Annotated in this window: 16 protein-coding genes; 10 read left to right on the top strand and 6 right to left on the bottom strand. The window is 65.1% G+C overall.

The window, feature by feature from the left end:
• Positions 1-181: 181 nt before the first annotated feature.
• Positions 182-1165: a sensor domain-containing diguanylate cyclase gene (locus tag AC097O_RS01840; protein ID WP_479591180.1), complete on the top strand. Its 984-nt coding sequence runs from the start codon at positions 182-184 to the stop codon at positions 1163-1165.
• A 34-nt stretch (positions 1166-1199) separates the two neighbouring features.
• On the opposite strand, the gene AC097O_RS01845 is transcribed toward AC097O_RS01840, so the two are convergent.
• Positions 1200-1958, bottom strand: a complete 759-nt coding sequence (locus tag AC097O_RS01845) for an NYN domain-containing protein (protein WP_479591181.1) — start codon at positions 1956-1958, stop codon at positions 1200-1202.
• Positions 1959-2032: 74 nt separating this feature from the next.
• On the opposite strand from AC097O_RS01845, the gene AC097O_RS01850 reads away from it, so the two are divergent.
• Positions 2033-2572 (top strand): DUF924 family protein, encoded by a 540-nt coding sequence (locus tag AC097O_RS01850; RefSeq protein ID WP_479591182.1) that lies wholly within the window; start codon positions 2033-2035, stop codon positions 2570-2572.
• 138 nt (positions 2573-2710) lie between these two features.
• Positions 2711-3181, top strand: coding sequence for a tellurite resistance TerB family protein (locus AC097O_RS01855; RefSeq protein ID WP_479591183.1), 471 nt, complete (start codon positions 2711-2713; stop codon positions 3179-3181).
• Positions 3182-3209: 28 nt separating this feature from the next.
• Here AC097O_RS01855 and AC097O_RS01860 read toward each other — a convergent pair whose 3' ends face one another.
• Positions 3210-3593 carry a VOC family protein gene (locus AC097O_RS01860; RefSeq protein WP_479591184.1) on the bottom strand — a complete coding sequence of 128 codons (384 nt, stop codon included), beginning with the start codon at positions 3591-3593 and terminating at the stop codon, positions 3210-3212.
• A gap of 145 nt (positions 3594-3738) precedes the next feature.
• Between AC097O_RS01860 and AC097O_RS01865 the strand changes: the two genes are divergently transcribed.
• Positions 3739-4584, top strand: coding sequence for a peptidoglycan DD-metalloendopeptidase family protein (locus AC097O_RS01865; RefSeq protein WP_479591185.1), 846 nt, complete (start codon positions 3739-3741; stop codon positions 4582-4584).
• 65 nt (positions 4585-4649) lie between these two features.
• On the opposite strand, the gene AC097O_RS01870 is transcribed toward AC097O_RS01865, so the two are convergent.
• Positions 4650-6071, bottom strand: a complete 1422-nt coding sequence (locus AC097O_RS01870; protein ID WP_479591186.1) for a sensor domain-containing diguanylate cyclase — start codon at positions 6069-6071, stop codon at positions 4650-4652.
• A gap of 319 nt (positions 6072-6390) precedes the next feature.
• Between AC097O_RS01870 and AC097O_RS01875 the strand changes: the two genes are divergently transcribed.
• Complete coding sequence (locus AC097O_RS01875) at positions 6391-7950, top strand: GGDEF domain-containing protein (RefSeq protein ID WP_479591187.1); 1560 nt, start codon at positions 6391-6393, stop codon at positions 7948-7950.
• A gap of 194 nt (positions 7951-8144) precedes the next feature.
• Here AC097O_RS01875 and polA read toward each other — a convergent pair whose 3' ends face one another.
• Entirely contained in the window at positions 8145-10940 is a 2796-nt protein-coding gene (gene polA, locus AC097O_RS01880) for a DNA polymerase I (protein WP_479591188.1), read from the bottom strand.
• A gap of 75 nt (positions 10941-11015) precedes the next feature.
• On the opposite strand from polA, the gene AC097O_RS01885 reads away from it, so the two are divergent.
• Positions 11016-11912, top strand: a complete 897-nt coding sequence (locus AC097O_RS01885) for a DUF4394 domain-containing protein (RefSeq protein ID WP_479591189.1) — start codon at positions 11016-11018, stop codon at positions 11910-11912.
• Positions 11913-11976: 64 nt separating this feature from the next.
• Here AC097O_RS01885 and AC097O_RS01890 read toward each other — a convergent pair whose 3' ends face one another.
• Positions 11977-13365 (bottom strand): MFS transporter, encoded by a 1389-nt coding sequence (locus tag AC097O_RS01890; protein ID WP_479591190.1) that lies wholly within the window; start codon positions 13363-13365, stop codon positions 11977-11979.
• 291 nt (positions 13366-13656) lie between these two features.
• Between AC097O_RS01890 and AC097O_RS01895 the strand changes: the two genes are divergently transcribed.
• The 4 genes from AC097O_RS01895 to AC097O_RS01910 all read left to right on the top strand — a co-directional run bounded on the left by AC097O_RS01895 (position 13657) and on the right by AC097O_RS01910 (position 19672).
• Positions 13657-14427, top strand: coding sequence for an IclR family transcriptional regulator domain-containing protein (locus tag AC097O_RS01895; RefSeq protein WP_479591191.1), 771 nt, complete (start codon positions 13657-13659; stop codon positions 14425-14427).
• 215 nt (positions 14428-14642) lie between these two features.
• Positions 14643-16946, top strand: a complete 2304-nt coding sequence (locus AC097O_RS01900) for a penicillin-binding protein 1A (RefSeq protein WP_479591192.1) — start codon at positions 14643-14645, stop codon at positions 16944-16946.
• Between the two features lie 16 nt (positions 16947-16962).
• Positions 16963-18477: a DUF1800 domain-containing protein gene (locus tag AC097O_RS01905; protein WP_479591193.1), complete on the top strand. Its 1515-nt coding sequence runs from the start codon at positions 16963-16965 to the stop codon at positions 18475-18477.
• A 10-nt stretch (positions 18478-18487) separates the two neighbouring features.
• Positions 18488-19672, top strand: a complete 1185-nt coding sequence (locus AC097O_RS01910) for a DUF1501 domain-containing protein (RefSeq protein ID WP_479591194.1) — start codon at positions 18488-18490, stop codon at positions 19670-19672.
• Here the strand turns inward: AC097O_RS01910 and AC097O_RS01915 are convergent.
• Entirely contained in the window at positions 19635-20276 is a 642-nt protein-coding gene (locus AC097O_RS01915) for a hypothetical protein (protein ID WP_479591195.1), read from the bottom strand. The two genes, AC097O_RS01910 and AC097O_RS01915, sit on opposite strands and share 38 nt — an antisense overlap.
• Positions 20277-20357: the final 81 nt, after the last annotated feature.

Here is a 20357-nt window from a genome sequence, read left to right on the forward strand (position 1 = left end):
TGGCTATAGTTACGATAGCTAATTGCGCACATTCCAATTGCGCCAGCGGCCTATTTCGCACAAGCCATCTGCCCGCCCAGTCCGCACCAAAACCGCGCAAATCCCCTCCATAATTACACCCAGTTACCGTCCTAAAACAGTCTGCGGGCATCGGTGCGAAGCACCTTATGGGAGATAGAGCATGCGCGAAGACGACCCCAACAAAGAGCGCCTGGAGCTGGCGCTGGAAGCCGCAGGGCTCGACCTGTGGGAAAACAACCTGCGCACCGGCGAAGTCACCCGCAAGGCCCTGAAAACCTTTTCTGAACTGGGCTACAGCAACGAAGAGGTGTTGCACCACATAGACCATCTGTTCGAGTTCATCCACCCGGACGATGTGCCCATGATCCAGGCTGCGGTAGAGGCCCACATGGCAGGCCGCACGCCCGAGTACCGCTGCGAGTTTCGGCTGCGGGCCCACAACGGCGACTGGGTCTGGTACGCCAACTACGGCCGCATCATGGACGCGGCCAGCGACACGCCGGGGCAGCGCTTCATCGGCGTGACCTTCAACATCAACGACCGCAAGCGCAAAGAAGAAGAAATCGACCGGGCAAACCAGCAGCTGGCGGCCCAAAACACCTTGCTGCAAGAGCTCAACACCGCGCTGGAGCTGCTGGCGGCCAACGACCCCCTCACCGGCCTGGCCAACCGCCGCACCCTGCTGGAGCTGGGGGCGAATGAGTGCAAACGCGCCGAGCGCTTTCAACACCCGCTGTCGGTGCTGATGGTGGACATCGACAACTTCAAAAAGGTAAACGACACCTGGGGGCACCTGGCAGGCGACCGCGTCATCTGCGCCGTGGCCGACACCTGCCGCCAGCGCATCCGGGTCGGCCTGGACACCGTGGCCCGGCTGGGCGGCGAAGAGTTTGTGGTGTTGCTGCCAGAAACCGACCGTAGTGGGGCCAGCCGCCTGGCCGAATCGCTGCGCCACGCCGTGGCCCTGCTGCAGGTGCACACCCCCGATGCCCACGGCATTGCCACCTGCACCGTCAGCATCGGCATCGCCACCCTCGCGCCGCCTGGGGCCACTTTCGAGCAATTGCTGCACCGCGCCGACACCGCGCTTTACCAGGCCAAGCAGGCGGGTAGGAACCAGGTGCGGGCCTACATCGCCCCCTAATTAATCCCCCGCAAACCGCCTTCGGGCGCAGCAACTAATTTTGCTGGATGCTCTTGGCTGGAATTGCCAACTTGCGCCTGACATACAAATGCATGTTGGAAGACCCTTCTGCCATTGGCACCTCCTTGACTTCCAGGTAGTCCTGTTTGCGCATTAACTCGCCCAACTTGGAAAAGCCATAGTTGCGCGGATCAAATGAAGGGTTGTTCTTCGTGATGTGGCTGCCCACCGGCCCAAGTTGCGCCCATCCGTCCTCACGTGCAGCCGCTTCTATGGCGGTGACCACCATGGCTTTCAGCTTGGGCAGTTCCGGCACCGCTACGGCAGTGGGCCCGGCCTTGGGCTCGTCGGGTTGGCGCAGAATTTCGGTGTAGATGAACTTGTCGCAAGCGGCTACGAAAGGCTCTGGCGTTTTACGCTCGCCAAAACCGTAGACCACCAGCCCCGCCTCACGGATGCGCGTCGCCAGCCGCGTGAAATCACTGTCGCTGGACACCAAACAAAATCCATCCACACTGCCGTTGTGCAGCACGTCCATGGCATCAATGATCAGCGAGGCATCGGTAGAGTTTTTGCCGGTGGTGTAACTGAACTGCTGGATCGGCTGGATGGCCATGCGGTGCAGCACCTCTTTCCAGCCTTTGAGGTTGGTGGTGGTCCAGTCACCATAGGCCCGCTTGATGGTCGCCGTGCCGTACCGCGACACCTCGGCCAGAAGCTCCTGGATCACCGCAGCCTGGGCATTATCAGCATCAATCAGCACTGCGAGTTTTTGGTTCGGGTTGGTTGCCATGGAGCGCCTCGTTGGGGTGGGTTCCATCGTACTAGGCTCTAGCTCCGGCGGCGGCCGTCCCCCACAATCGGGCCATGCACGCCCAAGACATCCTCACCTTCTGGTTCACCGAACTCACGCCCCAGCAGCACTTTGCCAAAGACGCTGCGCTGGACGACCGCATCCGCCAGCGCTTTGCCGCCACCCTGGAGGCCGCCGCCCGCTGCGAGCTGTTTGCCTGGCGCGCCACGCCCGAGGGGCGGCTGGCGGAGATATTGGTGCTCGACCAGTTCTCGCGCAACATCTACCGCGATACGCCACAGGCTTTTGCCCAGGACCCGCTGGCCCTGGCGCTGGCGCAAGAGCTGGTGGCCAGCGGGCTGGATGGCAGCCTGCCCCTGGCCCAGCGGCCTTTTGCCTACATGCCCTACATGCACAGCGAATCCAGGGCCATCCATGTCCAATCGATGGCCCTGTTCACCCAGCTCGGCAATGAAAACAACCTGCGCTTCGCCCTGCACCACCAGGCCATCGTGGAGCGCTTTGGCCGCTACCCGCACCGCAACGCCGTGTTGGGGCGCAGCTCCAGTGCCGAAGAAGTGGCTTTTCTGGGCCAGCCCGGTTCGTCATTCTGATTGCTACACTTTAAATAGCTACTAGCGCTGGTTCTATAAGCGCAGGCGGCCAATTCTTCATAAAAATTCACACAGGCAGCGGGAACCAAGGGCGCAGGCGTGGGGTCCGTCCCATCTCCTACCCCACACATCCTGCCCATGCTGCGTGCCCTGAAAGACATTTTTGACGGCCTGCTCGCCCAGGCCACCGAGCCCTCGCCCGCCGAGCGCCAAAGCGCCGTGGACCTGGCCACCGCCGTGCTGCTGGTCGAGGTGATGCGCGCCGACCCCACCAAGACCGCGGTGGAGCGCCAGGCCGTGGTGCTCACCCTGCAGCAGCGCCTGAACCTGGACGGCGCGGCGCTGACGCAGCTGATGCAGCAGGCCGAGCAATCCGCCGCCCGCGCCTACGACTACCAGCGCTTTACCAGCCAGCTCAACGACCAGTGCACGCATGCCCAGAAGATCCAGATCGTGGAAGACATGTGGCAGGTGGCCTACGCCGACGGCCAGCTCGGCGCGGTAGAAAACAGCGTCATCAACCAGATGGCCGGGCTGCTGTACGTCACCCACGGCGAATACATCGCCGCCAAGATGCGCGCCAAGGAGGCGGCGGGGCTGCTGCTGTAAGCCCGGGCACCATGTCCATATCGAATTTTCAGCCCGCCACCGGGGTGCAGATTTCCACCAAGAACCCATTCAGATCGGCCACATAGGCAATCGTCTGGCCCCAGGGCATGGCGTGCGGTTCCTGCACCAGCTGGGCCCCGGCGGCCACGGCCTGGGCCAGGGCGGTTGGCACATCGGGCGTGACCAGCGCAATCTCGCAGCACGGCGCTGCCGGGTCGGCGGCTTGGGGGTTCTTGTGGAGCTGGGCCATCAGCGCCCGGGATGCAAACGCCAGCGTGGTGGAGCCAGTGTCCAGCTCACCGTAGTCACCGCCTTCATGCACAAACCTGGTCTTCAAGCCGAAGGCCCGGGCGTAGAAGTCCAGGCTGCTGCGGACATCGGCAACGTACAGAATGGTGTATCCAAATTGCATAAAAGCTCCCAAGGTAAAAAAGACGGGGGTTTATCCACCCCAACGATACCGGCCACGGCACCCCATGCCTTGGATAAATCCGACACCGCTCTCAACCACCGGTTGACAGCGATACTGGGGGCTGCTTTTTTCCCCATTCCGTCCCATGCCACTCCTGACCCGCCGCTCCACCCTGCTCGCCTCCCTGGGCCTGTTGGCCACCCGCCTGCACGCCGCCCCACCCATTGCCCCCACCCTTTGGCCGCAGGACCTGCGCGTGCCCGGCGGGGTGGCGCGGCTGTCGCTGGGGCCTGCGCCGGAGCGGCCTGTGGCGTTTGCGGGGGACGTGCCGGTGCTGGTGCGGGGCGATACGATCGAGTGGACGGCCATTGTCGGCATTCCGCTGGCGGCCGCACTGGGCCCGGCGCAGATCGACGTGCAAACCGCCGACGGCACCCGCCCCGTGGCCTACACCGTGGGCGCCAAGCAGTACCGCGAGCAGCGGCTGAAGGTGGCACCCGGCACGGTAGATCTCTCCATCGAGGACGAGGCCCGCTACAACCGCGAGCGCACCCATCTGCAGACCGTGGTGGCTACTTTCAGCGAGCCGCCGCTGCTGCCGAATCTGCGCATGCAGGTGCCGGTGCCGGGGCGGCGCTCCAGCTCGTTCGGGCTGCGCCGGGTGTTCAACGGGCAGTCGCGCAATCCACACAGCGGCATGGACATTGCCGCCGCCACGGGTACACCGATAGTGGCACCGCTGCCGGGCCGGGTGATCGACACCGGCGACTATTTCTTCAACGGCAACACGGTGTGGCTGGACCACGGCGGCGGCCTGCTGGGCATGTTTTGCCACCTGAGCAGCATCGCCGTGCAGCCCGGCGATGTGCTGAAAGCAGGCCAGCGCCTGGGTGCCGTGGGGGCCACGGGCCGGGTGACCGGACCGCACCTGCACTGGTCGATCAGCCTGAACCGGGCGATGGTGGACCCGGCACTGTTCTTGGCAGCGTGAACGCTATTTAATCTATAGCTTGTTGTGCTTATGGCTAGAACACCAGAGGCAGTTTTTATGCCTATTTACGAATAGGCCGCCAGGGGCTCTTCGTACACGCTGGCGGGGCGCAGCACCAGATCTTCTTGCGCCCAGACCTGGTTACGGCCCTGGGCCTTGGCTTTGTACAAAGCCCGGTCGGCGGCTACCAGCAAGGCCTCCAGGTCGGGCAAGCCCGCGCTGGTGTCCCAGGTGGCGCAGCCTGCGCTGAAGGACACGTTCAGGCCCGGCGCATGGGCCGGTATGCGCAGCGCGGCCACGGCGCGGCGGGCGTGGTCGGCGATGCGCAGGGCATCTTCGCTGCGGGTGCCGGGCAGCATGATGACGAACTCCTCGCCGCCATAGCGGGCCACCATGTCGGTGGGTCGGCGCACACTGCCGGCCAGGGCCTGGGCCACCGCGCGCAGGCAGACATCGCCCTGCACGTGGCCGAAGTAGTCGTTGTAGCGCTTGAAGTGGTCAATATCCACCAGCACCAGCGACAGCGGCTGGCCACTGCGCTGGGCGCGCTGCCATTCGGTCTGGGCGGCAATGTCAAAGCTGTTGCGGTTGTACACGCCGGTGAGGTGGTCGCGCGCGGAGCTGCGTAGCAAGGACGCATGGGTGGTGGCCAGCTCCTGGTAGAGCTGGGTGATCTGGTAGACCAGCCCGGCCAGCAGGCTGACCGACGAGACCACGCTCAGCAGGCGCGACATATACCAGCCCAGGCTGTAGCGGGTCGATGTCAGCAGGATCAGCGACACATCGGCCAGCGATGCCAGCATGGCGGCAAACAGAAACAGGCCCACCAGTTCCTGGCGCTTCTTGGGCAGCAACAGCACCAGCAGCACCACGCCCAGGTTCAGTCCCCACACCGTCCAGCCCGTCAGGCCGCTGCTGAGGGTCTTGAAGCTATTGCCGTCGATCAGCGCAGGCAGGGCACCGTCGCGCAAAGCCAGCCAGGCCATGGCCGCCGCCAGCAGCGGGGCCAGCGCAAACAGCAGCCAGCCTTGCACCAGCGACACGCGCTGGCTCAGCACGCCATGCACGCGCGACTGCCGCAGCAGCAAAGACGCGCCAATGAACAGCGGAAACCCACCGTGCCAGAACACCCACAGCCACACCGGCGACTGGGCATTGCCGCCCAATAGCCCCGCAGGCGCAAACATCCCCGGAAACACCATCAGCTGGATGGGGGCCAGCATCGCCACATAGGCATAGGCCCCGGCCAGCGGCACCAGGTACAGGCGCCGCACCGCCACAAACTGCACCATCAGCAGGTAGGCGGTCAAGGCCTCGGTCAGGGTAACGATGGCCGCAAAAATCGGCAGGAAAGGGGCCACCACCGGCAGCGCCTGCGCCGCATACGGTGCCGATGCCCCGGCCACCACCACGATGGCGAGCGCCAAGCAAACCACCGCGTTGCGTTGCGCAGCGGTGGCCGCAGAGCGGTGCGGAGATGGGGCCATGGCAAAGTCTCCGTGGGCTGGAAATGTGTCGCTACGGGACTCGGAGTGTGGGCCGTAGCGCGCGCCGCAGCACAAAATTTGTATCAGCAGACTGTATGCAATTATGAACGCTCCCCTGGATGCAAACAACCCATACGCCCGTATTTACGTGCAAATCCATCGCCCCACACCCTGTCACCCGGCTTCAGTGGCTTGCAATGGTTAAAAATCTGCAACCGCGCACCCCAGGTTTTCCGGTGGCGCACGCCAATTGTGCGAAACGGGTCGGTACTGGCTGCTATGCTTTGTTACTTGCGTTTACATCATTTAGGCCTACGCCATGCTTCGTCTCCCGCTCTTGCGCAATAGCGCGTGGCCTGCGCTGGTCGCCGCAGCGGCTTTGGTTGCGGCGCAGGTAGCGTTGGCCTGGCTGCCGCTGGGCGTGCCGGTGGCCGTGCTGCAGGTGGCGCTGGTGGCGGGCTGGGTGGCCCTGGTGGGGGCCGTGCGCCGCGCGGCTGCACCGGTGGCTACAGCCTTGGCCGCCCCACCGGCTGCTGCGCCGGACCCGGGCTCAGCCACCGCCCAGGCACTGGAGTCCGCGCTGGACATCCTGCCCGACCACAGCACCTTTGCGATTTTTAACGCGCAAGAGCGCCTGGTGCTGGTGAGCGCGCGGACCCGCACGCTGTACCCCCACTCTGCGTCTTTCATGCAGCCAGGCGTGTCTTTTGAAGCGGTGCTGCGCCACACCGTGGCCCTGGGGGAATTGCCCGAATCCGAGGGCCAGGAGGCCTGGATACAACAGCGCCTGGCGGCCTTTCGCAACCCGGTGCCGACCCAGGTGCAAGAGCTGCCCAACGACCGCTGGCTGCGCATCGACCAGCGCCGACTAAAGGACGGCAGCACCGTGGTGCTGCGGGCCGACATTACCGACAACGTGCGCCGGGAACGTGCGCTGGAGCAGGCGCGGCAGCAGGCCTACGCGGCGCAGTCCCAGCTGTCCGAGGCGCTGGAGGCCATGCCCATCGGCGTGGAGCTGTACGACGCGCAAGACCGGCTGGTGTATTTCAACCGCAAGATGGGCGAAATGCGCCCCTGGTTCACGCTGGAAGAAGGCCGCGGCCTGACCCACGAAGCGCTGGTGCGCATCGGCCTGCGCCAGGGCTTTCCGCAAGAAGCCATGGGCCGCGAAGACGAATGGCTGGCCCAGCACCTGGCCGAGCGTGGCCACCGCGCCATGCCCGAGGTGCGCTCCTACCCCATCGGGGTGTGGATGCATGCCTACGAGTCGCGCACCCCGTCGGGCTACATCGTGGCGGTGCGGCTGGACATTACCGAGATGGTGCTGCAACGCCAGGCGCTGGAGCAGGCCAACCAGCGCCTGGCCCAGCTGTCGGCCACCGACGGGCTGACCGGCATTGGCAACCGGCGGCACTTTGACGCGGTGCTGGCCACCGAATGGCTGCGCGGGGCCCGCCAGCAGGAGCCGCTGGCCCTGCTGATGATCGACATCGACCACTTCAAGCTCTACAACGACCACTACGGCCACCTGGCGGGCGATGCCTGCCTGCGCCGTGTGGCCCAGCTGCTGGCCACCTGCGTGCGCCGCGCGGGCGAGCTGGTGGCCCGCTACGGCGGCGAAGAATTTGTGCTGCTGCTGCCCGGCACCGACCAGAACCACGCCCGCCAGGTGGCCCAGCACTGCATGGACGCGCTGGCCCAGGAGCGCATCCCCCACGCCGCCTCGCCCACCGCCGACCATGTGACCCTGAGCATCGGCATCGCCCACACCGTGCCCCATCCCGAACACAAGGCCGACACCCTGGTGGATGCCGCCGACAGCGCGCTGTACCGGGCTAAAAATGCCGGGCGGCAGCAGTTTGAAGTCAGTCGACTTTAGGCACACCCCCAGGCTGCAGTGCTTCGCATCTTTCGCCAACCCCCTTGCAGGGGGCAACAGCAGCGGCCTGGCAGAGCCAGTTCCGCGCTGTTTCTGGAAGGGGTATCAATTGGCTAAATTGATGGACTCTTTAGGCTTCTCGCGCTTATTGGAAGGGCGATAGCAGCTATTGAATGCATAGCAATCAATGGGCCTTAGTGGGCTTTCTCCCAATTCGGCCCCACGCCCACTTCGGCCAATAGCGGCACCTTGAGGTCGGCCACACCGGCCATCAGGCGCGGGATCTCGGCGCGCAGCCAGTCCACCTCGGCCTCGGGCACTTCAAACACCAGTTCGTCGTGCACCTGCATGATCATCTGGGTGCCGCGTTTTTCAGCGTCCAGCGCTTTTTGCACCGCCACCATGCTGAGCTTGATGAGGTCGGCCGCCGTGCCCTGCATGGGGGCGTTGATGGCGGCGCGCTCCAGGCCGGCCAGCAGCGCGCCCTTGGCGGTCTGGATGTTGGCCAGTTGCAGGCGGCGGCCAAACACGGTTTCCACGTAGCCCTGCTGCTTGGCCAGGGCGCGGGTGTCTTCCATGTAGGTTTTGACACCGGGGTAGCGGTCGAAGTAGCGGGCGATGTAGTTCTTGGCGGCGGTGTTGTCGATGCCCAGGTTCTTGGCCAGGCCGTAGGCGCTCATGCCGTAGATCAGGCCGAAGTTGATCACCTTGGCGTAGCGGCGCTGCTCGCTGGTGACTTGGTCCACCGTGACACCAAACACCTCGGCCGCCGTGGCGCGGTGCACGTCCAGCCCGTCGGTAAAGGCCCGCAAAAGTGCTGCGTCGCCGCTGATGTGGGCCATGATGCGCAGCTCGATCTGCGAGTAGTCGGCACTGGCAATCACGTTGCCCGGTGCGGCCACAAAGGCTTCGCGCACGCGGCGGCCCTCGGGGGTGCGCACGGGGATGTTTTGCAGATTCGGGTCGTTGCTGCTGAGGCGACCGGTGACGGCTACGGCCTGGGCGTAGTGGGTGTGCACCCGGCCACTGCGCGGCAGGATCAGCAGGGCCAGCTTGTCGGTGTAGGTGCCTTTGAGCTTGGACAGGCTGCGGTGCTCCAGCAGCTTGGCGGGCAAGGGGTAGTCTTCGGCCAGCTTTTCCAGCACTTCTTCGTCGGTGCTGCGCGCGCCGGTGGCGGTTTTCTTGACCACCGGCATGCCCAGTTTGTCGAAGAAAATTTCGCCCAGCTGCTTGGGGCTGCTGAGGTTAAAGGGCTGGCCCGCAATCTCGTAGGCCTCGGCTTCCAGTTGCACGATGCGCTGGCCCAGGGCGTGGCTTTGGCTGGCCAGCGTGGCCGCGTCGATCAGCACGCCGTTGCGCTCGATGCGGTACAGGGCTTCGCTGCTGGCTATCTCCAGCTGGTAGATGAACGCCAGGGCTGGAACTGCCTGCAGCTGCGGCCACAGCACGCGGTGCACTTCCAGCGTCATGTCTGCATCTTCGCAGGCGTACTCCGAGGTTTTTTCTACATCCACCTGGTTGATGGTGAGCTGGTGCACGCCCTTGCCGCACAGGTCTTCAAAGCTGATGCCGCTGCGGCCCAGGTGGCGCTCGGCCAGGCTGGACAGGCCGTGGGGTTTGTGCACTTCCAGCACATAGCTCTGCAGCATGGTGTCGTGCGCATAGCCTTGCACCTCGATGCCGTGGTTGGCGAACACATGGCGGTCGTACTTGATGTGCTGGCCCAGTTTGGGTTTGGTGGCATCTTCCAGCCAGGGCTTGAGCTTGGCCAGTACCTCATCGCGTGGCAACTGCGTGGGCGCATCGGGGTAGTTGTGCGCCACCGGGATGTAGGCGGCCTCACCCGGGGTGACGCAGACGCTGATGCCGACGATCTCGGCCAGCATCTCGTCGATAGAGTTGGTTTCGGTGTCCAGCGCTACCAGCTCGGCGGTTTGCAGTTTGGCCAGCCAGGTGTCGAAAGCTTCCCAGGTCAGGATGGTCTCGAAGCCGGGGGTGCGGGTGGGGGCCACTTCGGCAGCAGCGGGTTCGTCGAACAGGCCGGGCTCCGTCGGCTTGGCTTTGGGCGTTTTCTCGGCTGTGGGGGCAGGCTCTGCAGCCGCCGCACCGTCCAGGTTGCGGGCCAGGCCCTTGAAGCCAAATTTTTCGTAAAAAGCCTTTAACGCGCCCGTATCCTGGGCGGTAAAAGCTATGGAATCCATAGCAGGCAGGCCATCGATGTAGCCGGCCAGCTCGCAGTCGGTCTTGATGGTGACCAAGCGGCGGCCCTGCGGCAGCCAGTCCACGGCATTGCGCAGGTTTTCGCCCGCCACGCCCTTGATCTCGGTGGCGCGCTCCATCAGCGCGTCCAGGCTGCCGTATTCCATCAGCCACTTGGCAGCGGTTTTGGGGCCGACCTTGGGCACGCCGGGCACGTTGTCCACGGTGTCGCCCACGAGAGTTTGGTAGTCCACCATCAGGCTGGGCGGCACGCCGAATTCTTCGGTGACCCCGGCCACGTCGCGGCGCTTGCCGTTCATGGTGTCGATGATCATCACGTGTTCGTTCACCAGTTGGCTCAGGTCCTTGTCGCCGCTGGACACCACCACCTCAATGCCCTGGTCGCCCGCCACCCGGGCCAGCGTGCCGATCACGTCGTCGGCCTCCACGCCGGGCACGGCCACCACCGGCCAGCCCATCAGGCGGATCACCTCGTGCACCGGCTCGATCTGGGTGCGCAAATCATCGGGCATGGGGCTGCGCGTGGCCTTGTAGGCGGGATACCACTCGTCGCGGAAAGTGGGGCCCTTGGCATCGAACACGCACACCGCGTAGTCGGCCTGCACCTCTTTGCGCAGGCTGTTCATCATGTTGATGATGATGCGGATGGCGCCGGTTTTTTGCACCGTGCCGTCGGGCAAGGTGGTGCTCATGGTTTCGCCACCGGCAAAAAAGGCGCGGTACAGGTAGCTGGAGCCATCGACCAGCAGCAGGGTTTTCTTATTCGTCATAGGGGCATTTTGCCCGCCGAAATAGCTACTATTTGTAAGCAGGTAGAGTTTTAAGTTTCAACCCGGACGAATCCTATGCACCTAATCCGTACCCCATTGTGCGCATCTGCCACCGCGCTGGCACTCACCGCCCTGCTGGCCGCCTGCGCCACCCCGCCCGAGCCGCAGGCCAGCCTGCGCAAGGAAACGGTATTCGCCCTCACCTCGGGTATGGAACTGCTGAAGTTCAACGCCGGGCAACCGGGTCGCATCCTGGCGCGGGTGCCGGTGACCGGGCTGGCGGCGGGCGATGCGCTGGTGGGCATCGATTTTCGGGTGTCGCGCGGCGTGCTGTTTACGCTGGCGCAGTCGGGCCGGGTCTATACCGTCAACACCGGCACCGGCGCGCTGACCCTGGTGCCAGCGGCTCCGCTGGCCCTGGAGCTGCCCAAGGGCCAGTTCGGCTTTGACTTCAACCCCGCGGTGGACCGTATGCGCATCGTTGCCGAGGGTGGCATGAACCTGCGCATCCACCCCGAAACCGGCGCGGTGGTCGACGGCAATGCCGCCCTGGCGGGGGTGCAGCCCGACACCCCGCTGTCGTACACGCAAGCCGACGCGAATGCGGGCAAAACCCCCAGCGTATCGGCCGTGGCCTACACCTACAACAAAGAAAACGAGAAGATCACCACGCTGTACGCCATTGACCGCGCGCTGGGCGTGCTGGCCATGCAGGGTTCGCGCGAGGGCACCACCCCGCCGGTATCGCCCGATACCGGGCGGCTGACCACCATCGGCTCGCTGGGCCTGGGGCCGCTGCTGGATGCCAGCTTCGACATCTCGGACCTGAGCAACACCGCCCTGGCCACCGTGCGCACCGCCCAGGCCCCCAAGACGCGGCTGGTCCTGGTGGACTTGGCCACGGGCAGCAGCAGCGCCCTGGGTACGGTAGGCGACGGCAGCCCCCTGCTGGGCATGGCCATCGAACCTTGAGCACCTTGCTACATCTTAGATAGCTACTTACGCTGATGGAATGGGCGGTAGAGGCCGATTTGGCTTACAAACCGCTCATCAGCTTCTCCCGCGCTGCGTCGTAGGCCTTTTTAGGCACCGGCACGGCGTTGGGGTTGCCCAGATCGACCATGCGCACACGGTAGGTTTCGCGGGCGGTAAAGGCGGCGATGGCGGCAATCACGGTGACGGCCAGGGTGATGGCACCCACGGTGAACGGGATGTCCAGGGCACCGGGAGGTGCCACATAGGCAAACAGCGCAGGCAGCAAGGCCGTGACCAGCGTGCCCAGATTCTGCGAAATGGCCATGCCCGAGACCCGGGTGCGGGTGGGGAACATCTCGGGGTAGAAGCTGGGGAACACGGCGTTGTAGCCCTGGTACACGATGCCCCACATCAGGATGGACATGCAAATCGCCAGCGGCACGCTGTGGATGCTGATGGCGTACAGGTACACATAGGCCAGCAGGCCCGAAGCCAATGCGCCCACGATGATGGGCGGCCTGCGGCCAATCCTGTCCGACAGATTGCCCACAAACGGAATCACGATCACCGCCACGATGTTGCCCAGCACGGGAATCCACAGGTAGATGTCTTTCTCAAAGCCGATGCCGTAGCCGGGCTGCACCGCGTAGGCCGCGCCAAAGATGGTGGTGACCACCGGAATCACGTTCATCAGCGAGCAGCACATCACCCGCAGCATGTCGCGCCAGCTCTCGGTCACAGCCTGCACAAACGGGGCCTTGGGTACCTTGCCGTCGGCACTTTCTTCGGTGAAAGCCGGGGTTTCGTCCACCTCGCGGCGGATGATGTAGCCCGCCACGATCACCAAAAAGCTCAGCAGGAACGGAATACGCCAGCCCCAGCTGTTGAACTGCTCGGTGGGCATGTAGTGCGCCAGGGGCAAGAACACGGCCGCCGCCAGAATCTGCCCGGCCTGCACGCCCTGCAGCGTGAAGCTGGCAAAGAAGCCGCGCCGCCCAAAGGGTGCGTGCTCCAGAATCATCGAGCTGGCACCCGAGATTTCCCCGGCCACCGCAAAACCCTGGATCAGTCGCATCAGCACCAGCAAGGCGGGTGCCCACAGGCCGATCTGGTCATAGGTGGGCAGCAGGCCCACGGCCACGGTCGAAAAACCCATCAAAAACATGCAGATGATCAGCACCTTTTTGCGGCCCTGGGTGTCGCCCCAGTGGCCCAGAAAAAACGCCCCGATGGGCCGCGCCACATAGCCCACGCCGTAGGTGGCCAGCGACGCGATGATGGCCGTCTTGGGGTCGCCTTTGGGGAAAAAGATTTGCGGAAAAATCAACGCCGCCGCGGTGGCGTAGATGAAAAAGTCGTAGTACTCCAGCGCCGAGCCGATCCAGCCGCTGGCCGTAGCCTTCTTGGACTGTTCCCTGCTGTGCGTTGCGTCCTCATGGGTATTCGCCATGCATGTCTCCTGTTGTGTGTAAATGGGTTGCTTGCACAAAGGGGATGCAAGGCAAAACCGGTGGAGTGAAAAAACCGCACCACCGGGTCTTGCAAGACATCGGCGTACGGCCCCACGGCCAGGGGTAGGCCGCAAGGAAAATGTAACGATGGCCGCGGGTAAGCACCATACGGTCCCATTAAAAACGGTCGATAATCGACCGCAGACGTACGCCATGCGATCAAACTGCGGGTAAATACTAGGCTTTAGTGCCTATGTAAACACCGTCTTTACCAACACTTCCACCGACCCATGACCGCGCCGCCCCCCATCGACCGCAAACTGCTCATTGAAGGCCTGGGCAAGGGCCTGCGGGTGATCGAGGCGTTCTCCGATGACCACCCCCGCATGACGGCCACCGAGGCGGGCGTACACGCCGGGCTGACGCGCACCGCCGCCCGCCGCTATCTGCTGAGCCTGGTGCACTTCGGCTACGCAGCCACCGACGGCAAACACTACTGGCTGCTGCCCCGCGTGCTGCGCCTGGGCCAGGCCTTTCTGGACGGCGCGCGCATTCCCCGGCTGGTGCAGCCCTACATCCAGCGGGCCTCCATCCAGTGCGGCGAGACCTTCAACATCGGCTCATTGGACGGCCACGAGATCGTCTACCTGGCGCGCAGCAACACCTCGCACATCATCTCCATCGGCCACCCGCCCGGTGCGCGCCTGCCCGCCCACGTGGTGGCGCAAGGCTTCATCCTGCTGTCCACGCTGGACGACGCAGCCCTGGACACCTGGATCGCCGAACACGACTTTGCGGGCTTCACCGGCTCCACCGTGATCGACCCTGAAGCCTTCAGAGACAGCGTGGTGGCCGCCCGCGCGGTGGACTACTGGCACGCCGACCAGTACCTGGACTTCGGCCTCAGCGGCCTGGCCGTAGCCCTGCGCGACCGCAAAGGCCGCTGCCAGTACGCCCTGAGCGTCACCGTGCAGCGCCAGATGTACCCCGGCGAGCAGATGGTGGCCAAGCTGCTGCCGATCCTGCGGGAGGTGGCGGAGGCGTTGCGGCCGGTGCTGTGAGGCAAAGGGGTAAAGATTTCAAGCCTTTTAGGCCTCCAGCGCTTATTCCATAAGCACGACAAGCTATCAACTGCATAGCAAATCCAACTTCACACTGTCTTCACAAACCGCTTTTAAGCTCTGCGGACAAGCCGTTTTGGCAACTGGTCCATAATTTGCCCGCCTTCTCCATCCCCAGCCAGCGCCCCGCACGGTTGCTGCGCACCCCAGGTTCCATGACCCCACACACCTCTCTCACCCCCACCCCCCGCCGCCAGTCCGGCAGCGTTTTGATGACCATCCTGGGGGTCTGCGTGGGCCTGGGTTTGGCGGGCGGCCTGCTCATCGCCATTGCGGCAGCCTGGTACTACCCCAGCCTGCCCGATCTGGACAAGGTGACCCGCTACCAGCCGCAGCAGGCCCTGCAGGTGTACACCAGCGACGGGGTGGAGATTGCGCAGTTTGGCTCCGAGCGGCGGGCATTTTTGCCCATTGACCAGATCCCCAAGCTGATGCAGGACGCGGTGCTGGCCATCGAAGACACGCGCTTTCGCGAGCACAGCGGCATCGACCCCATCGGCGTGGTGCGGGCGGTGGTGTCCAACCTCACCGGGGGCCGCCGCCAGGGGGCATCGACCATCACCCAGCAGGTGGCGCGCAACTTCTTTTTGAGTAACCGCAAGACGGCCGAGCGCAAGCTCAAAGAGGCCATGCTGGCGCTGAAGATCGAAAAGTCGCTCACCAAAGACCAGATTCTGGAGCTGTACATGAACCAGATCTACCTGGGCCACCGTGCCTACGGCTTTGGTGCCGCCGCACAGGTGTACTTTGGCAAGCCGCTGGCCCAGTTGTCGGTGGCCGAGATGGCCATGCTGGCCGGGCTGCCGCAGAACCCGGCCTACGCCAACCCCATCACCAACCTGGAACGCGCCACCCGCCGCCAGCAGCTGGTGCTGGGCCGCATGCGCACCGTGGAAGCGATTACCGAGGAACAGTTCGCCACCGCCACCGCACAAAAGCTGGTGATCCGCTCGCCGCTGCAGGTGCCGGTGCATGCCGAATATGTGGCCGAGATGGCCCGCCAGGTGGTGTTTGAGCGCTACGGCCAGCAGGCCTATTCGCAGGGCATCAAGGTGACCACCTCGCTCATATCTACCGACCAGCAGGCCGCCTACGCCGCGCTGCGCAAAGGCGTGCTGGCCTTTGACCGCAAGCTGCCCTACCGGGGCCCGGAAGAATTCGAAGAGCTGCCCAGCGAGGCCGCCGAGGAAGATGCCGCCGCCGCCCTGGCCCTGAAGGACTACAGCGACGACGAAGACCTGCGCGTGGCCATCGTGCTGCTGGCCAGCCCGCAGGCCGTGGTGGCCCGCCTGGCCACCGGCGAGACGCTGCAGCTCAAAGGCGAAGGCCTGCGCTGGGCCCAGGCCGCCCTGGGCGCCAAGGCCACCGCGCCGCTGGCCATCAAGCGCGGCGCCATCATCCGCGTGCAGGACCTGGGGGGCAAAACCGGCTGGGCGATTTCGCAGTGGCCCGAAGTGCAAAGCGCCCTGGTGGCGCTGACCCCCACCACCGGCCGGGTGCGGGCGCTGGTGGGCGGCTTCGACTTTTCCAGCCAGCAGTTCAACCACGTCACCCAGGGCTGGCGGCAGCCGGGCTCCAGCTTCAAGCCGTTTTTGTACTCGGCCGCCATCGACCAGGGCGTGATGCCGTCCACCGTGGTCAACGACGGCCCGCTGGACTTGCCCGGCGTGAATGGCGGAGCTGGCTGGAATCCGCAGAATGACGATGGCCAGTTCCTTGGGGCCATCCCGCTGCGCACCGCCTTGGCCAAGTCGCGCAACCTGGTCAGCGTGCGGCTGGTGCAGATGCTGGGTGTGGACCCCGCGCGCACCTGGGCCGCCCGGTTTGGCTTTGACATCGACAAGCAACCCGCCAACCTGACCCTGGCCCTGGGCGCGGGCAGCACCACACCGCTGCAACTGGCCTCGGCCTACGGCGTGTTTGCCAACGGCGGCCACGTGCTGCCTACGGTGGTGATCGAGCGCATCACCGATGCGCAGGGCAAGGTGCTGTTTGAAGCCCCGCCGCCGCCGGTGCTGGCCGACCTGGAGCCCGCCGTACCCGAACGCAACCTGTTCATCACCAACAGCATGCTGCAAACCGTGACCAGCAGCGGCACCGCCGCCAAGGCGCAAGGCACGCTCAAACGCAACGACCTGTACGGCAAGACCGGCACCACCAACGACTCGGTGGATGCCTGGTTTGCCGGTTTCCAGCCCAGCCTGGTGGCGGTTGTGTGGACCGGCTACGACAAGCCGCGCAGCATGGGCCGCGAATCGGGCAGCAGCGTATCCTTGCCCATCTGGATCGACTACATGGGCCGCGCCCTCAAGGGCGTGCCGGTGGCCCCGTTCGCGCCGCCGCCCAGCGTGATGCGCGACGCGCTGGACGACTGGACCTACACCGACCCGCCCGAAAACGGCGAGCTGATCCGCCTGGGCTTTGACGAAGCGCCCGCCCAGCCCGTGCCGCAACCGTAGACCCAAGGAGGCCGCCATGCACCGCACCACCGCCCTGCTCCTCAGCAGTTTGCTGGCCGCCTGCACCAGCCTCCCACCCAACCGCCCCAGCCCGGTAGCCGCCTACCAGCTCAGCAACCGCCTGACCTGGGGTGCCACCGTGGCCACGCTGGACCAGGCCGAGCACCTGGGCCTGAGCCCTTACCTGGCCCGGCAACTACACCCCGGCCCGGCCACCCTGCCCCCAGCGGTGCAGCAGCAGATCGATGCCATGGCCATCAGCCAGACCCCCGTAGTGGCGCTGGCGCAAGACTCGGAAAAGCTCCGCCTGGCGGCCAACGCCACCTTTGCCAATGACGGCGACAAAAAAGCCGCCCAACAGGCCTACCAGCAGGCGCTGAACCGCCTGGGCCGCGAGGCCGCCACCCGGCACCTGCTGCGCGCGCTGTACTCCAGCAACCAGGTGCAGGAGCAGATGACCTGGTTCTGGCTGAACCACTTCAACGTGCACCAGTACAAGGCCAATCTGCGCGCCCTGGTGGGCGACTACGAAGACACCGCCCTGCGCCCGCACGCCCTGGGCAAGTTCCGCGACCTGCTGGGAGCGGTGGCCCACCACCCCGCCATGCTGCGCTACCTGGACAACGAGCAAAACGCCGCCAACCGCATCAATGAAAACTACGCCCGCGAGCTGATGGAGCTGCACACGCTGGGCGTAGGCGCGGGCTACACCCAGCAAGACGTGCAAGAGATGGCCCGCGTACTCACCGGCGTGGGCGTGAACCTGGGCACCGACAACCCCAAGGTCCGCAAAGAGCTGCAAGCCGACTACGTGCGCAAAGGCCTGTTCGAGTTCAACCCCAACCGGCACGACTACGGCCCCAAAACCCTGCTGGGCCAGCCCATCCGCAGCCGCGGCCTGGCCGAGCTGGACGAAGCCCTGGACCGCCTGGCCGCACACCCCGCCACCGCCCGTTTCATCAGCCGCAAACTGGCACAGTACTGGCTCAGCGACAACCCGCCGCCCGCGCTGGTGGAACGCATGGCGCAGAGCTTTTTAAAGAGCGACGGCGACATTGCCGCCACGCTGCAAACCCTGCTGTCCTCTACCGAGTACGCACAGGGCGCGGGGCAAAAGTTCAAGGACCCGGTCCATTACGTGGTGTCTGCCGTGCGGCTGGCCTACGATGACAAGCCCATCCTCAACGTCGGCCCCATGCTGAACTGGCTCAACCGCATGGGCCAGCCCTTGTATGGCCGCCAAACCCCTGACGGTTACGCGCTGGACGCGGCGGCCTGGTCCAGCCCCGGCCAGATGGCTACGCGGTTTGAGATTGCCAAGGCCATCGGTTCGGGCAACGCAGGGCTGTTCAAAACCGACGGCCCGCAGCTGCTGGACAAGCCCGCCTTTCCGCAACTGGCCAACGCCCTGTACTACCGCGCGCTGGGCCAGACCCTGGGGCCGAATACCCAGCAAGCCCTGGCCCAGGCCACCTCGGCGCAGGAGTGGAACAGCTTTTTGCTGTCATCTCCCGAGCTGATGCACCGCTAAAGGACGCACCATGCAACGCCGCCACCTGCTCCAGTCGCTGTCTGCCCTGCCCTTGCTGAATGCCGGGCAGCTCTTCGCTGCACCCGCTGCCCAGTCCCGCCTGCTGTTTGTCTTTTTGCGCGGAGCCTACGACGCGGCCAACCTGCTGGTGCCCACCTCCAGCGACTTCTACTACGCCTCGCGCCCCGACATCGCCGTGCCCCGCCCCGGTGCCGACCTGAACACCGCCATTGCGCTGAACGCCGACTGGGGCCTGCACCCGGCCTTGCGCGACACGGTGGTCCCGCTGTGGCAAAAGGGCGAGGCCAGTTTCATCCCATTTGCGGGCACCGACGATGTGTCGCGCAGCCACTTCGAGACGCAGGACAGCATCGAACTCGGCCAGCCGCTGACGGGCCAGAAAAACTACCGCTCCGGCTTCATGAACCGCCTGGCATCCGTCATTAACGGTGCCGAGCCCATGGCCTTCACCGACAGCCTGCCGCTGGTGATGCAGGGCAGCGTGCAGGTCCCCAACACCGCCCTCAAGTCGATCGCCAAACCGGCGGTAGACCCGCGCCAGACCGCCATCATTGCCGCCATGTACCAGGGCAGCCCGCTGGCTAAGCATGTGACAGAAGGCTTTGCGGTGCGCGACGAAGTGGCCCGCGAACTCAGCACCGAAATGATGGCCGCCAGCCGGGGTGCGATCACCGCCAAGGGCTTTGAGCTGGAAGCCCAGCGCATCGCCCGCCTGATGAAGGAGCGCTTCAACCTGGGCTTTGTGGATGTGGGCGGCTGGGACACGCATGTCAACCAGGGCGGTGCCAGCGGCTACCTGGCTTCGCGCCTGGAAGAGCTGGGCCGCGGCCTGGCTAGCTTCGCGCAAGAGATGGGCCCCACCGCCTGGCGCAACACCACCGTGGTGGTGGCCAGCGAGTTTGGCCGCACCTTCCGGCAAAACGGCAACCGGGGTACCGACCACGGCCACGGCTCGGTCTACTGGGTGCTGGGCGGCGGCCTGCGCAGCGCCCAAGTGGCGGGCGAACAGGTGCGGGTGGAGCAAGCCACCCTGTTCCAAAACCGCGACTACCCAGTGCTCAACGAGTACCGGGCCGTGCTGGCGGGCCTGTTTGCGCGGCAGTTTGGGCTGAACGGCAAGCAGTTGGAGCAGGTGTTTACCGGGGTCGCGCCACGCGACCTGGGGCTGATGTGAGCCGCATCCCCAGGGCCACCAGCAAAATCAACAGCGGCACGGCATAAGCCCCCGACTGCGGCAGCCGCATGCCGAAAGTCACCATAAAACTCACCCATAAAAAGTACATCCCGCCCACATGCAGCCAGCGCCAGGCGCGCGGCCCCAGCCAGGCGGCGCTGCGGTCAAACGAGGTGGCGGCCATGGCCGCGATGAAGGCGTAGGCGATATAGCCCGGCACCGGGTTGCTCTGCACCAGATGGAGCTGAAAGGACAAGGGGTCGAGCAGCGCAAAACCCGCAATCGCCCCCGCGTGGATGGCATGCGACACCGCCATCGCCAGCCCCAGTTGCCTGCGCTGGCGGCACAGCCACTGCGACCAGGCACCTGGCCACAGCCGCGCCTGGGCCGACGCGGTAAACGCCAGCACAAACAGCAGCAAGGAGGTGCGCGCCGTGGCGCGGATCAGCAGGCGCATGCCGGACGCATCGGGCATGGCGGCCAGAATCAGCGCCGCCATGGCCAGCAGCGCCAGCGACAGCCCGGCCAGCAGGGCCCAGCGCGGGCCGTTGGCCGCAGTTCGGGTGGTGGAGATTCCCATCGATGGGAAGCGTGGTTTGGTCATATCGGTCCTTTGTGTTCTGCACCGTGCAGAGCTGGCCGCAGACTAAGGGCTTGGGTGCGTGCCGTCGAACCGCGTTACAAG

Source organism: Rhodoferax sp. LS1P39, assembly GCF_056521425.1.

Coding starts and splice junctions, on each gene's coding strand:
- AC097O_RS01840 (WP_479591180.1), top strand. CDS start 182: ATGCGCGAAGACGACCCCAACAAAGAGCGCCTGGAGCTGGCGCTGGAA.
- AC097O_RS01845 (WP_479591181.1), bottom strand. CDS start 1,958: ATGGCAACCAACCCGAACCAAAAACTCGCAGTGCTGATTGATGCTGAT.
- AC097O_RS01850 (WP_479591182.1), top strand. CDS start 2,033: ATGCACGCCCAAGACATCCTCACCTTCTGGTTCACCGAACTCACGCCC.
- AC097O_RS01855 (WP_479591183.1), top strand. CDS start 2,711: ATGCTGCGTGCCCTGAAAGACATTTTTGACGGCCTGCTCGCCCAGGCC.
- AC097O_RS01860 (WP_479591184.1), bottom strand. CDS start 3,593: ATGCAATTTGGATACACCATTCTGTACGTTGCCGATGTCCGCAGCAGC.
- AC097O_RS01865 (WP_479591185.1), top strand. CDS start 3,739: ATGCCACTCCTGACCCGCCGCTCCACCCTGCTCGCCTCCCTGGGCCTG.
- AC097O_RS01870 (WP_479591186.1), bottom strand. CDS start 6,071: ATGGCCCCATCTCCGCACCGCTCTGCGGCCACCGCTGCGCAACGCAAC.
- AC097O_RS01875 (WP_479591187.1), top strand. CDS start 6,391: ATGCTTCGTCTCCCGCTCTTGCGCAATAGCGCGTGGCCTGCGCTGGTC.
- polA (WP_479591188.1), bottom strand. CDS start 10,940: ATGACGAATAAGAAAACCCTGCTGCTGGTCGATGGCTCCAGCTACCTG.
- AC097O_RS01885 (WP_479591189.1), top strand. CDS start 11,016: ATGCACCTAATCCGTACCCCATTGTGCGCATCTGCCACCGCGCTGGCA.
- AC097O_RS01890 (WP_479591190.1), bottom strand. CDS start 13,365: ATGGCGAATACCCATGAGGACGCAACGCACAGCAGGGAACAGTCCAAG.
- AC097O_RS01895 (WP_479591191.1), top strand. CDS start 13,657: ATGACCGCGCCGCCCCCCATCGACCGCAAACTGCTCATTGAAGGCCTG.
- AC097O_RS01900 (WP_479591192.1), top strand. CDS start 14,643: ATGACCCCACACACCTCTCTCACCCCCACCCCCCGCCGCCAGTCCGGC.
- AC097O_RS01905 (WP_479591193.1), top strand. CDS start 16,963: ATGCACCGCACCACCGCCCTGCTCCTCAGCAGTTTGCTGGCCGCCTGC.
- AC097O_RS01910 (WP_479591194.1), top strand. CDS start 18,488: ATGCAACGCCGCCACCTGCTCCAGTCGCTGTCTGCCCTGCCCTTGCTG.
- AC097O_RS01915 (WP_479591195.1), bottom strand. CDS start 20,276: ATGACCAAACCACGCTTCCCATCGATGGGAATCTCCACCACCCGAACT.